Here is a 12,415-nt window from a genome sequence, read left to right as displayed (position 1 = left end):
AACGCGATGACCTCTGACGGCTTTTCCCTGAAGCGCTGCATTCTGGACGCAATTTTTTCCGGAATGATCGCCCTGATTATTTTTGGCCCGATTGCGGGCGTCATACTGGATGGTTACAGCTTTAACTTTGACGGCCAGCGTCTGGCGTGGATTGTTGGCACCGTGATGCTGGGACGCTTTTTGCTGAGCGCCTTCACGGGCACGTCGGCCGGAAAGCGTTTACAGGCGCGGTTTGAATCCGACAATGCGGGGGTGTATGTCCGGCCACCGGAATATAAAAGCCGCCTGCGCTGGATCCTTCCGCTGATTATCGCGCTGGCGATCTGCTTCCCGTTTGTTGCCACCAAATACGTGCTGACGGTCGCTATTCTCGGGCTGATCTACGTTCTGCTCGGCCTTGGGCTGAACATCGTCGTCGGGCTCGCGGGTCTGCTGGATCTGGGTTACGTCGCCTTTTACGCCATTGGCGCCTATGGCCTGGCGCTCGGGTATCAGTATCTGGGCCTCGGGTTCTGGAGCATGCTGCCGCTGGCGGCGCTGATGGCCGCTGGCGCGGGTGCCCTGCTCGGCTTTCCGGTGCTGCGCATGCACGGGGATTATCTCGCCATCGTCACGCTCGGGTTCGGCGAGATCATCCGCCTGGTGCTGAACAACTGGCTCACCTTCACCGGCGGGCCAAACGGCGTTTCGGCCCCTGCTCCGACCTTTTTTGGCCTGGAGTTTGGCCGACGCGCCAAAGAAGGCGGCGTACCCTTCCACGAGTTTTTCGGCCTGACCTATAACCCCAACATGAAGTTTATCTTCATCTATGCCGTGCTTTTTCTGGTGGTCATGCTGGTCCTGTACATTAAACACCGGCTGACCCGAATGCCCATTGGCCGGGCGTGGGAAGCGCTCCGTGAGGATGAGATTGCCTGCCGTTCCATGGGGCTTAACCACGTTCTGGTCAAACTTTCTGCCTTCACCCTGGGCGCATCAACGGCAGGTATTGCCGGGGTGTTTTTTGCCACCTATCAGGGATTTGTTAACCCCACCTCTTTCACCTTTTTTGAATCGGCCCTGATCCTCGCGATCGTGGTTCTGGGCGGGATGGGTTCTACCGTGGGCGTTGTGCTGGCCGCCTTTGTGCTGACCGTCACGCCTGAACTGCTGCGCAGCTTTGCGGAATACCGCGTGTTGCTCTTTGGCATGCTGATGGTGGTGATGATGATCTGGCGTCCTCGCGGTCTGATCCGCATCAACCGCAGCGGATTTGCCGTACGGAAAGGAGTGGCGCCATGAACGCAACGATTTTGCGCGTAGAACATCTGATGATGCATTTCGGCGGGATCAAGGCCCTGAATGACGTCAATCTTGAGGTGCAGCGCGGGTCAATTACCGCCCTGATAGGCCCTAACGGCGCGGGGAAAACGACCGTCTTTAACTGCCTGACCGGTTTCTACCGGGCCTCCGGCGGCAACATCCTGTTCAATGCGCGGCATAAAACCACCAACGTCATTCAGGTGCTCGGGCAGAAATTCCAGCCCGGCGACTGGCTCAACCCGGCGCAGCTTGGTCAACGCCTGTTCTATAAGATGTTTGGCGGCACGCATCTGGTGAACCGCGCGGGTCTTGCGCGCACGTTTCAGAACATCCGCCTGTTCCGCGAGATGTCGGTGGTGGAAAACCTGCTGGTGGCACAGCATATGCGCGTCAACCGTAACCTGCTGGCGGGGGTACTCAACACCCCTGCGTATCGTCGAGCAGAGAACGATGCGCTGGACCGGGCGTTTTACTGGCTGGAGGTGGTGGATCTGGTGGATTGCGCGAACCGTCTGGCCGGTGAAATGTCCTATGGCCAGCAGCGACGCCTCGAAATCGCCCGCGCCATGTGTACCGGCCCGGAGATGATTTGTCTTGATGAACCCGCTGCCGGCCTGAACCCGGTAGAGACGCACAAGCTGAGCGATATCATTCGGTTCCTGCGCGACCACCACGACATCACGGTATTGCTGATTGAGCATGATATGGGGATGGTGATGGACATTTCGGACGACATTATTGTGCTCGATCACGGCGACGTTATTGCCAGAGGTAAACCCGCCGAGATCCAGCACAACGAAAAGGTGATTGCCGCGTACCTGGGCACCGACGAAAGCGAGGTAAATCTGTGAGCGAACCGATGCTTCAGTTTCATGATGTGGACGTGTTCTACGGGGCGATCCAGGCGTTGAAGCAGGTTTCGCTGGAGGTGAATAAAGGGGAAACCGTGGCCCTGATTGGCGCTAACGGCGCGGGGAAATCCACATTATTGATGTCTGTTTTTGGCCAGCCCCGGATCCGCAATGGGCAGATCCTCTTCTGCGGGGAGGATATCAGCCAAAAATCCACCCACTACGTGGCCACCGGCGGCATCGCGCAGGCACCGGAGGGGCGGCGCATTTTCCCGGATATGTCTGTAGAGGAGAACCTGCTGATGGGGACAATCCCCATCGGCAATCACCATGCGGCGGCAGATCTGCAAAGCATGTTTGACCTGTTTCCCCGCCTCAGGGAGCGACGCAACCAGCGGGCGATGACGCTCTCCGGCGGCGAACAGCAGATGCTGGCTATCGCCCGGGCGTTGATGAGCCGCCCCAAACTTCTGCTGCTGGATGAACCCAGTCTCGGCCTTGCGCCCATCGTGGTTAAACAGATCTTCCAGACGCTGCGCGAGCTTGCCCGTAACGGAATGACGATTTTTCTGGTAGAGCAGAACGCGCACCATGCGCTGAAGTTGTCCGATCGCGGCTATGTGATGGTTAACGGGCAGATTCGGTTAAGCGGCAGCGGCGAGGCGCTGCTGAGGGATCCGGAGGTGAGGAAGGCATATCTGGGTGGCGTGTGAAGCCAGGGCTATAGTGAGAAAAACTCACAGTGATTTCCATTATTAATCGTTTTTCTGATGCGACCGTATTCAAATATCATCCTCACGACCCGCCTTTGCGCGGGCCGATAAAACGTTCAGCCGCAAACTGAATAATAATGATAAGAGGATCCGGGGCAAACATGACACTTGATGCGTTATATCAGTTAATGAAAACTGTATTACCACCTGACACCGATTCAGCCAATGATTTACAGGATTTTATGGCCATGCTTATGGCGACGAAACATCACTCAGAGGCTCTGTCACCGTTTTCGCAGCGCGTGTACATGCTGTCCGTAGCCCATCGCGACCCTAAGCAAGCGGCTGCGCTGATTTCAGCCTGTCATCCTGAAGCAGGAAAGCCCCTTCCGCTGCTCGACTTCTCCGGCTGGCCGCACGTGCGTTACGCCACGTCGGGTGAATTTCAGACGCCCGAGTCCGAGGCATATTTTCATAAGATTACGTCTGCGGCCACGATATTACGCGACGCAATCATCGAGGCCGAGCAGCAAAAAAATACCCCTGCTTTTTATATTCTGGATAAGGTGCTCAGCCTGAACAGCGCTTTGCCAGAACGCTATAAAAAGATGGCAAACATCTCTTACTCATAAGGGTATTAATAAACCCGGCTTTCATCGTATTCCAGAAAAAGAATATCCAGAGCCGGAACGACCGGGGTATGGCTTTGCAGCCAGGCCAGAAGGTGCTGGATGCTCTCTCTTTTGAGCGAATTTTTTGGCCAGACGAGGTAGTAGCCATCTCCCGTCGCGATAGCTTCCCTGAACGGCAGGCCCAGCAGGCCGCTTTTCAGGGCATCAAGCGTGAGATGCAGGTCGGCGATGGCGATGCCATGCCCGTTCATCGCGGCGATACTTCCCTGTTCAAGGGTGTCAAACACCATGCCGCTGCTCATATCGAGCCCCGGGAACAAGCCCGTCCTTCGCAGCCAGCGCCTCCAGTCCCGTCTGTCCGGTGAAGGATGGATCAGATCGCATTGCGAAAGCTGCTGCCGGGCCGGTTCGAGAAGCGATGGTGTGCAAACCGGAATAAGCCATTCATGAAAAAGCAGCTGGCTTTCCGTTGTCTCACCAAAACGGCCATTGCCGAGAAGAATGGCGCAGTCGTATGGCTCAAGATTGAAATCAACGGTGTCAATGTCCATCCAGACGCTGGCAATCTCCACCTGTGGTTTTGCATGGTTGTTGCGAAAAGATCGCAGCACGTCGAGAAGCCATCTCATGGTCAGGGTGCTGGGTGCTTTTAACCGCAGCAGATGGTTTTCACTGCGAAATGCCCGGCAGGCCCATTCAATGCTCGTGAAGCTTTCGTTCAGCTGTCCGGCAAGCACCCGCCCGGCTTCAGTGACCTCCACGCGAGGACCTTGCCTTTTGAAAAGCTCGCAGTCGAACCATTGTTCAAGGGTACGGACATGTCTGCTGACCGCGCCCGGCGTAATATTCAGCGTTTCAGCGGCTTTACTAAAGGAGTTCAGCCGCGCAGCAACCTCAAACGCACGCAGTGCATACAATGGCGGTAAAGACATAGCGTCCCTTACATAACGTGATGAGATGAGGAATCGGGGTCGCAAACGTGCACGTGTTCAAACCGCATATCGCGCCCGCTACACGATAGCATAATGCGTATCTGTTTAATTCCGTTACGAAAGGAACGCTGTGTATTAAGTGAAGATCAGGGATGAAAGAGAATGATTAACGGAAGACCAGGCACAAAAAAACCACCTTTCGGTGGTTTCACGACACTGCTTATTGCTTTGATTATTCTTTGTTTCCCATGGTAGCCGGAGTGGGACTTGAACCCACACAGCGCGAACGCCGAGGGATTTTAAATCCCTTGTGTCTACCGATTCCACCATCCGGCCAGGGAAGAAAGTGGAGGCGCGTTCCGGAGTCGAACCGGACTAGACGGATTTGCAATCCGCTACATAACCGCTTTGCTAACGCGCCTTAAATCTTTTGTCTTTCGACACGCACCCGCAAACTGCCGATGCTTTAATCTGGAGCGGGAAACGAGACTCGAACTCGCGACCCCGACCTTGGCAAGGTCGTGCTCTACCAACTGAGCTATTCCCGCATGTTATCAAGTTAACTGCTAACCACTTGATTTCATTATCGTCCGGCTAACTGTGCCGCCGTTCGATGCGTTGCATTCTACTGATATGACGTTTTGAGTCAACGTTATTTTTTGCATCTCAGGATCGTTTGCTGAAAATTAAGCCGAAACGATCACTGTTCAAGCAAATCACCGCGCGCAGCGTTCAAATATTGCAGCATTGACCACAGCGTCAGCACTGCCGCAACCCACAGCAGGCCAATGCCGGCCCACTCGACCCAGGCATTCGGACGCCACAGCATCCACACCAGCGCCGCCATTTGTGCGGTGGTTTTGACTTTACCGATCCAGGATACCGCCACGCTGCTGCGTTTCCCCAGCTCCGCCATCCATTCGCGCAGGGCAGAGATAATAATTTCACGGCCAATCATGGTCGCGGCGGGCAGCGTGACCCACCAGGTATGATAATGCTCCGCCACCAGCACCATCGCGATCGCCACCATCACCTTATCCGCGACCGGATCGAGGAACGCGCCAAAGCGGGTGCTCTGATTCCAGCGGCGTGCCAGATACCCGTCAAACCAGTCCGTCACGGCGGCAATCAGGAAAATCAGCGCACAGGCAAAAGGCGCCCAGACGACCGGCAGGTAAAATGCCAGTACAAAGAACGGAATGAGCACAACGCGAAAAAGGGTGAGCAACGTAGGGATATTAAATCGCATGATGACGGTAACTGTCTGTTGTCAGTAAAATTTAGCTCTATGTTGCTACAGAGCCCTCAATGTTTCAACGAGTAGTAGATCTTTTCTGCCAGCCCTTGCGAAATACCCGGCACTTTTGCAATTTCCTCCATGCTGGCATTGAGTAATCCTTGCAATCCGCCCATATACTTCAACAGCATCTGGCGACGTTTTGGCCCAACGCCTTCGATAGTCTCGAGGGTACTGGTATTTTTCACCTTCGCCCGTTTTTTGCGGTGCCCGCTGATGGCGTGATCGTGCGACTCATCGCGGATGTGCTGGATCACGTGCAGCGCCGGGGAATCTGGCGGCAGGCTAAAGCCCTCGCCCTCCGGCTCGAAGAACAGCGTTTCCAGGCCCGCTTTACGATCCGCCCCTTTCGCCACCCCTAACAGCAGCGGATGGTTTTTGTCCCACTCCACGTCGAGCGATTCAAACACCGCCTTCGCCTGGCCCAGCTGCCCTTTCCCGCCGTCGATAAGGATAACGTCAGGAATTTTGCTCTCTTCAATCGCTTTACCATAGCGACGACGCAGCACCTGGTTCATGGCGGCGTAATCATCACCGGGCGTAATGCCGGTGATATTATAGCGTCGATACTCTGCCCGCAGCGGACCGTTGGCATCAAAGACCACGCACGACGCCACGGTCTGCTCACCCATCGTATGGCTGATGTCGAAACATTCCATACGTTTCACTTCCGGCAGCTTGAGCAGCGTCGCAAGCGCGGTTAAACGCTGGCTGACGGTCGACTGCTGGGAAAGTTTGGTGGTCAGCGCCGTAGCGGCATTGGTTCGCGCCAGCTTCAGATAGCGCGCGCGATCCCCGCGCGGTTTCGTCTGGACATTCACCCGGCGGCCTGCCAGCTCTGAAAGCGAATCCGCCAGCAGGGTTTTATCGTCAAGCGTAAAGTCGAGCAGGATCTCCGAAGGCAGCGTACGCATCTGGCTGCCCTGCAAATAAAACTGGCCGACGAAAGTCTCCACCACTTCACCCAGCTCGGTGCCACCCGGCACCTTCGGGAAGTAGCTGCGGCTGCCGAGCACTTTACCCTGACGAATAAACAGCACGTGAACACAGGCGAGACCGGCGTCAAAAGCGACGCCGATTACATCGAGGTCGTCGCCGGTATTGGAAACAAACTGCTTCTCGGTCACCCTGCGCACCGCCTGGATCTGATCGCGGATGCGGGCGGCTTCCTCAAACTCCAGCCCCGCGCTGGCTTTTTCCATGCGGGCAATCAGCTGCGTGAGCACCTGATCGTCTTTCCCGGCTAAAAACAGGCGTACATATTCCACCTGCTGCGCGTACTCTTCTTCGCTCACCAGCCCTTCAACGCACGGCCCCAGACAGCGGCCAATTTGATATTGCAGGCATGGCCGGGATCGGTTGCGGTAGACGCTGTTTTCGCACTGGCGAACGGGGAAGATTTTTTGCAATAGCGCCAGCGTTTCCCGTACGGCATAACCGTTCGGGAAGGGGCCGAAATATTCCCCTTTCGCATGCTTAGCGCCACGATGCATCGCCAGCCGCGGGTGCGTATCACCACTCAGGAAGATAAACGGGTAGGACTTATCATCGCGCAGCAGAACGTTGTAGCGCGGCTGATACAACTTAATGTAGTTGTGCTCAAGGAGCAGCGCTTCCGTTTCCGTGTGCGTCACGGTGACATCAATGTTATGTATGAGGGCAACCAGCGCTTCGGTTTTACGGGAAGCAAGGTTGCTGCGGAAGTAGCTGGAAAGGCGTTTTTTGAGATCTTTCGCCTTACCGACATAGATAACCGTACCGCCAGCGTCGTACATACGGTAGACGCCCGGCTGGCTGGTGACGGTTTTCAGAAATGCTTTTGAATCGAACGCTTCACTCACTGACTTAATAACGACTCCGCATTGCACAAACCATGGCGAATGGCCAGGTGAGTCAGTTCGACATCACCGTGAATGTTCAGTTTACTGAACATCCGATAGCGATAGCTGTTGACCGTTTTCGGGCTGAGATTCAGCTGCTCTGAAATCTCATTCACCTTCTGACCTTTAGTAATCATCAGCATAATCTGCAATTCGCGCTCAGACAAACTGGCAAACGGCGATTCCGTTTTTTCCGGTTCAATCTGACTCAACGCCATCTGTTGAGCAATATCAGAAGCAATGTAGCGCTGCCCTGCGTGTACGGAACGGATCGCATTGACGACTTCCTGCGGTGCGGCACCTTTACTCAGGTATCCTGCGGCACCTGCCTGCATAACTCTGGCGGGCAGCGGATTTTCAGTGTGTACGGTCAGCATGATGACTTTGGTATCAACAAACATGCGGGCGATTTTACGCGTGGCTTCAAGCCCGCCGATGCCGGGCATGTTCATATCCATCAGCACCACGTCTGCTGAGTGAGTACGACACCATTTGACGGCATCTTCACCACAGCACGCCTCGCCGGCAACTTTAATACCCTTTATATCTTCAAGAATGCGTCGTATCCCTGCGCGCACCAGTTCGTGGTCATCAACAAGAAGGACGTTGATCAAAGGAAATGTCTCCAGAATAGGGATAACGCTACTGACTGCTAATTGTGTTTATATTAACGGTTTTCCATGCAAGATTAAAACGCTAAAAAATCGGCTATACGATTCGGGTCTCGTTTTTGGAAATTAGGCTGTACAGTAAGTGGAAAGAAAACCCATGTACACTGGGCTTTACCGCTATTTTTTGGCACCAGCATTCAAAAAGCTACCAAAACATTTGTTAACGTAAACTAAAAAATGCTCTCATTTTTTTGTAACAACAATTAACGGATGACGTACCGGCGATAAACATTTAATTGTCGCTAACATATTGGACAGATTACCTTCATAATCCGCACCAGCCAATAATCAATACGCGGAAAAGTATAAAAAACAACCACTGCATTTTTTGCCGCAGCTTGTGGTATACTCCGCCGCCTTAACTTTCATCGTCGCGCTCATGCGCTGTTTTATAATGAGGAAAATAAATGAGCACACCTGAATTTGCCACTGCCGAGAATAACCAGGAACTGGCACAGGAAGTTAACTGCCTGAAGTCGCTGCTGACGCTTATGCTACAAGCGATGGGCCAGGCTGATGCTGGACGTGTGATCATTAAAATGGAAAAACAGATCGCGCAGATGGAAGACCAGGCGGAATCCGCTGTTTTTGCCAATACGGTTAAGCAAATTAAACAAGCCTACCGCCAGTAACAAAAAAGGCTGGATGCAGTGCATTCAGCCTTTTCCTCGTCTGACACGCAGAACGTGAGAGCAGTCAGATAAGTCCCGTCGCGGCGGCATAACACGCTATCTGGATCTTATTCGGCGCGTTGAATTTCTTCTGCATATTCTTCTGATGGAAGTTCACGGTATTTTCCGAGATGGAGAGAATGATGGCAATTTCTGCCGACGTCTTCCCTTCTGCGGTCCACTTCAGTATTTCCCGTTCACGCTTGCTGAATTTCATTTCCGGCGGCATCACCGTCTCATGTTCAAAACGCAACAGCGTTGTGAGCGCCATCTGGACCAGCATTTGCAAACGCAGCTCAACTTCTTCATTGGTGATGGCGTTTGCTTCTACGCTGGTACGTGACACAGAGAGGAAGCCGAGCGCATGATTTGGCAGCATCAGACACTGCGTTATTCCCTTGCGCAAACCGTGGTCGCGGGCGCCGTCCCATAATTGCTGGGCATCCGCGAATAATTCATCCGTCCAGGGCAAATGTCCCTGTATGAAATTCTCCGGCTTCAGTACCGGATCGATGGTGAAATAATTCTCGGACTGATATTGTGCCATCCATTGTTGCGGATAACTGGAATGGACGGAGGTTCGCGGGCGGGTAAATGGCACAGGGTGTCGAACACAAAGCGCATAATAATCGAATTCAAGCGCCTGCGTTTGTCGCTGAAGCTCCTGATATACCTCGTCAGCACAGGTCATTTCCTGGAACCGAAGGAAGCATTCCCGTCGCCAGGTGAAAAAGTCTATATCCCTCATACGTAGTGAATGAAGCCTCTGAAATAGATAATCATTATTATGGTGAATATAACCTAACACATAAAGCATGATTATTTATATAAAATATCGGCCACGGGCAGATTATCTTTAATTTGAGGAAGGCTTAACCACATTAGCCGGAATAAAAAAGCAACAGAACCGAATTTAAGGGAGGATAATTTGCCCCAGAAGCGGCATCCGGAGCAAATTGAGTGCGAAAATGCTACTGCATTAAGAATTTTTCAAGGAACTGGCGGGTGCGGGGCTGCTGCGGATTGGCAAACAGCGCTTTAGCCGGCCCCTGCTCTACTATTCGCCCCTGGTCCATGAAAATGGCCCGATCGGCCACATCGCGGGCAAAGCTCATTTCATGCGTCACGATCACCATCGTGCGTTTTTCCTGCGCCAGCTGGCGGATGGTGTTCAGCACTTCCCCGACCAGCTCCGGATCGAGCGCGGAGGTGGGTTCGTCGAACAGGATCACATCCGGGCGCATCGCCAACGCGCGCGCAATGGCGACACGCTGCTGCTGCCCGCCCGATAAGCGACGCGGATAGCTCGTCTCCTTCCCTGCCAGGCCAACCTTCGCCAGCAGCTCGCGGGCGCGGGCCGTCGCGTCTTCCTTTGGTTCACCCTTGACGATGACCGGGCCTTCAATAATGTTTTCCAGCACCGTACGGTGTGGAAAGAGGTTAAAGCTCTGGAATACGAAGCCGACATGCTGGCGCAGGCGGCGAATCAACCCTTTTTGCTGGCTGATGGATTTCCCGGTATCAATGGTGATATCGCCCACGCGGATCGTCCCGCCTTCGGGCTGCTCCAGCAAATTGATGCTGCGCAACAGCGTGGTTTTCCCTGACCCACTCGGGCCGATAATAGCCACCACTTCGCCCTGCTCAACCTCAAGGTCGATGCCGTGCAGCACCGTTTGCCCATGGAATTTTTTCACCAGGTTTTTGACGTCAATTGCACTCATTTTGGATCTCGCTCCTGGCGGTTAAGCTGGTTTTCAAAATAGTTTTGCAGGGCCGACAGCACCGTCGCCATCACCCAGTAAATCAGCGAGGCCGCCAGATACATGGTAAACACTTCCAGCGTGCGCGAAGTGATCAGCTGCGCCTGACGGAACAGCTCCGGCACCTGAATGGTTGCCGCAAGCGAGGTGTCTTTCACGAGGCTGATAAAGCTGTTGCTAAGCGGAGGCAGCGCTACGCGCGCCGCCTGCGGCAGGATCGCCCGACGCAGCGTCTGCCACGGGGTCATCCCGATACTGGCCGCCGCTTCCCACTGCCCTTTATCGATGGACGAGATCGCCGCACGCAGCGTTTCCGAGGTGTACGCCGCCGTATTCAGCGACAGACCAATCATCGCCGCCGGGATCGGATCCAGCTCGATACCGAACTGGGGCAGCCCGTAGTAGATCATGAACAGCTGGGCGATAAGCGGCGTTCCGCGGAACACGGAGATATAAAAGCGCGCCAGCCACCGCACCGGCCAGATGTTTGACATGCGCATCAGAGCCAGCACGAACCCGAGCACCAGCCCGAAGAACATCCCGCCGATACTGAGCTGTAACGTAAACACCGCGCCCTTAAGTAAGAACGGCAGCGAATCAATAACCAGTTGAATACTTTCTTGCATTATTATTTTTCGACCTGATTTTTAGACATGAGGATGATAGGCAAACAGCGCAGGCGCCCCGCCAGTATGAACAAACAAAATGGGTCCTTCATCCTTAAAGCGCTTCCGGGCAATGCCGTCGATAAGGCCCGCCATTGCTTTGCCGGTATAGACCGGGTCAAGCAGAATGCCTTCGAGACGCGCCAGCAGCTTAACGGCCTCCATCCCTTCATCATTGGGGGTGCCATAGCCGGGTGCAAAGTAGTCATCCCACAGCATAATTTCCGCCTTCGCCTCAAGCTCAAGCTGTTCAGCTACCGCCTGTTGCAGCGTGACGACTTTCGGCTTTTGGTCCGCAACGCTTCTGGAAACCGTTACGCCAATCAGCTCAACGTCCGGCATCAGTTGCTCAAGCCCGACCGCTAAACCGGCATGGGTACCCGCGCTGCCGGACGCCACCACCACCGAGGACAGACTCACCGCACCTTCGCACTGCTGCGCGATTTCCAGTGCGCTCTCAACATAGCCGAGGGCACCCAGCGCATTCGAGCCGCCAACCGGAATGACGTACGGACGAAAGCCCTGCGCTTCCAGGCGCGTCGCCAGTTCATCAAGCTGGGCAGCCGGATCGGTCAACGCGTCAACCATTTCAACCTGCACGTTGAACAGATCCAGCAGCAGGCGGTTACCGTTAGTCAGGTAATTCTCAGCCTGCGTGCCAATCGGGTTTTCCAGCAGGGCTACGCAGTGAAGGCCCAGCTTTGCCGCCACGGCCGCCGTCTGGCGAACATGGTTAGACTGAATGGCCCCGGCGGTGACCAGCGTATCCGCGCCCTCGCGCAGGGCATCGGCGGCGAGAAATTCGAGCTTGCGCAGCTTATTTCCGCCCATCGCCATGGGCGTTACATCGTCACGCTTAATGAATATATCGCGCCCCAGATAGTCAGAAAATCGCGGCAGATACTCCAGCGGCGTGGGTGCGCCGATAAACTCCAGACGGGGAAAGCGCGTTAAATTCTGTAGTGACATGGTTCCTCCGGTCACGCAAACAATTGTTATTTCATTATGCACGCAGACGCGCGAGAAATAAAAAAGGCG

Annotated in this window: 14 protein-coding genes and 3 tRNA genes; 6 read left to right on the top strand and 11 right to left on the bottom strand. The window is 54.5% G+C overall.

From position 1 onward, the window contains the following. Positions 1-6: 6 nt before the first annotated feature. From livM to E0L16_RS10310, 4 genes are all read left to right on the top strand, one after another. Positions 7-1,281 (top strand): high-affinity branched-chain amino acid ABC transporter permease LivM, encoded by a 1,275-nt coding sequence (livM, locus tag E0L16_RS10325; RefSeq protein WP_112793133.1) that lies wholly within the window; start codon positions 7-9, stop codon positions 1,279-1,281. After that, positions 1,278-2,153, top strand: a complete 876-nt coding sequence (locus tag E0L16_RS10320) for an ATP-binding cassette domain-containing protein (protein WP_063868429.1) — start codon at positions 1,278-1,280, stop codon at positions 2,151-2,153. Before livM ends, E0L16_RS10320 begins: the two co-directional genes overlap by 4 nt. After that, entirely contained in the window at positions 2,150-2,866 is a 717-nt protein-coding gene (locus E0L16_RS10315; RefSeq protein ID WP_063450159.1) for an ABC transporter ATP-binding protein, read from the top strand. Before E0L16_RS10320 ends, E0L16_RS10315 begins: the two co-directional genes overlap by 4 nt. A 161-nt stretch (positions 2,867-3,027) precedes the next feature. Continuing rightward, positions 3,028-3,498, top strand: a complete 471-nt coding sequence (locus E0L16_RS10310) for a hypothetical protein (RefSeq protein WP_112793134.1) — start codon at positions 3,028-3,030, stop codon at positions 3,496-3,498. 5 nt (positions 3,499-3,503) lie between these two features. Here E0L16_RS10310 and E0L16_RS10305 read toward each other — a convergent pair whose 3' ends face one another. The 7 genes from E0L16_RS10305 to uvrY form a co-directional block, all read right to left on the bottom strand. Then, complete coding sequence (locus tag E0L16_RS10305) at positions 3,504-4,430, bottom strand: LysR substrate-binding domain-containing protein (RefSeq protein ID WP_112793135.1); 927 nt, start codon at positions 4,428-4,430, stop codon at positions 3,504-3,506. A gap of 249 nt (positions 4,431-4,679) precedes the next feature. Then, positions 4,680-4,766, bottom strand: a tRNA-Leu gene (locus E0L16_RS10300). An 11-nt stretch (positions 4,767-4,777) separates the two neighbouring features. Then, positions 4,778-4,851, bottom strand: a tRNA-Cys gene (locus tag E0L16_RS10295). Between the two features lie 51 nt (positions 4,852-4,902). Beyond that, a tRNA-Gly gene (locus tag E0L16_RS10290) sits at positions 4,903-4,978 on the bottom strand. 152 nt (positions 4,979-5,130) lie between these two features. Next, positions 5,131-5,679, bottom strand: a complete 549-nt coding sequence (pgsA, locus tag E0L16_RS10285; RefSeq protein WP_003859652.1) for a CDP-diacylglycerol--glycerol-3-phosphate 3-phosphatidyltransferase — start codon at positions 5,677-5,679, stop codon at positions 5,131-5,133. 56 nt (positions 5,680-5,735) lie between these two features. Then, positions 5,736-7,568 (bottom strand): excinuclease ABC subunit UvrC, encoded by a 1,833-nt coding sequence (gene uvrC, locus E0L16_RS10280; protein WP_107533295.1) that lies wholly within the window; start codon positions 7,566-7,568, stop codon positions 5,736-5,738. After that, positions 7,565-8,221 (bottom strand): UvrY/SirA/GacA family response regulator transcription factor, encoded by a 657-nt coding sequence (uvrY, locus tag E0L16_RS10275; RefSeq protein WP_102751015.1) that lies wholly within the window; start codon positions 8,219-8,221, stop codon positions 7,565-7,567. The genes uvrC and uvrY overlap by 4 nt, the downstream gene beginning before the upstream one ends. Positions 8,222-8,618: 397 nt before the next feature. On the opposite strand from uvrY, the gene E0L16_RS22290 reads away from it, so the two are divergent. Together E0L16_RS22290 and E0L16_RS10270 are read left to right on the top strand one after the other, a co-directional pair. Further along, complete coding sequence (locus E0L16_RS22290) at positions 8,619-8,699, top strand: hypothetical protein (RefSeq protein ID WP_418235935.1); 81 nt, start codon at positions 8,619-8,621, stop codon at positions 8,697-8,699. Next, entirely contained in the window at positions 8,686-8,910 is a 225-nt protein-coding gene (locus E0L16_RS10270) for a DUF2594 family protein (RefSeq protein WP_003859644.1), read from the top strand. Before E0L16_RS22290 ends, E0L16_RS10270 begins: the two co-directional genes overlap by 14 nt. A 64-nt stretch (positions 8,911-8,974) precedes the next feature. On the opposite strand, the gene sdiA is transcribed toward E0L16_RS10270, so the two are convergent. The 4 genes from sdiA to dcyD all read right to left on the bottom strand — a co-directional run bounded on the left by sdiA (position 8,975) and on the right by dcyD (position 12,346). After that, entirely contained in the window at positions 8,975-9,697 is a 723-nt protein-coding gene (gene sdiA / locus E0L16_RS10265) for a quorum-sensing transcriptional regulator SdiA (RefSeq protein WP_131636866.1), read from the bottom strand. Positions 9,698-9,920: 223 nt separating this feature from the next. Next, a complete protein-coding gene (gene tcyN, locus E0L16_RS10260; RefSeq protein WP_063450165.1) occupies positions 9,921-10,673 on the bottom strand; it encodes an L-cystine ABC transporter ATP-binding protein TcyN in 753 nt (250 codons plus the stop codon). Continuing rightward, a complete protein-coding gene (tcyL, locus tag E0L16_RS10255; RefSeq protein WP_003859632.1) occupies positions 10,670-11,338 on the bottom strand; it encodes a cystine ABC transporter permease in 669 nt (222 codons plus the stop codon). The genes tcyN and tcyL overlap by 4 nt, the downstream gene beginning before the upstream one ends. 21 nt (positions 11,339-11,359) lie before the next feature. Continuing rightward, positions 11,360-12,346, bottom strand: coding sequence for a D-cysteine desulfhydrase (gene dcyD, locus E0L16_RS10250; protein WP_107533298.1), 987 nt, complete (start codon positions 12,344-12,346; stop codon positions 11,360-11,362). Between the last annotated feature and the right edge of the window lie 69 nt (positions 12,347-12,415).

It is taken from the genome of Enterobacter quasihormaechei (assembly GCF_004331385.1).
Taxonomy (GTDB): Bacteria; Pseudomonadota; Gammaproteobacteria; order Enterobacterales; family Enterobacteriaceae; genus Enterobacter; species Enterobacter quasihormaechei.
This window is presented reverse-complemented; position numbering and strand designations above follow the sequence as displayed.

Bases quoted from the DNA above. Each gene is read 5' to 3' on its own strand.
- livM (WP_112793133.1), top strand. From the start codon at position 7: ATGACCTCTGACGGCTTTTCCCTGAAGCGCTGCATTCTGGACGCAATT.
- E0L16_RS10320 (WP_063868429.1), top strand. From the start codon at position 1,278: ATGAACGCAACGATTTTGCGCGTAGAACATCTGATGATGCATTTCGGC.
- E0L16_RS10310 (WP_112793134.1), top strand. From the start codon at position 3,028: ATGACACTTGATGCGTTATATCAGTTAATGAAAACTGTATTACCACCT.
- E0L16_RS10305 (WP_112793135.1), bottom strand. From the start codon at position 4,430: ATGTCTTTACCGCCATTGTATGCACTGCGTGCGTTTGAGGTTGCTGCG.
- pgsA (WP_003859652.1), bottom strand. From the start codon at position 5,679: ATGCGATTTAATATCCCTACGTTGCTCACCCTTTTTCGCGTTGTGCTC.
- E0L16_RS10270 (WP_003859644.1), top strand. From the start codon at position 8,686: ATGAGCACACCTGAATTTGCCACTGCCGAGAATAACCAGGAACTGGCA.
- sdiA (WP_131636866.1), bottom strand. From the start codon at position 9,697: ATGAGGGATATAGACTTTTTCACCTGGCGACGGGAATGCTTCCTTCGG.
- tcyN (WP_063450165.1), bottom strand. From the start codon at position 10,673: ATGAGTGCAATTGACGTCAAAAACCTGGTGAAAAAATTCCATGGGCAA.
- tcyL (WP_003859632.1), bottom strand. From the start codon at position 11,338: ATGCAAGAAAGTATTCAACTGGTTATTGATTCGCTGCCGTTCTTACTT.
- dcyD (WP_107533298.1), bottom strand. From the start codon at position 12,346: ATGTCACTACAGAATTTAACGCGCTTTCCCCGTCTGGAGTTTATCGGC.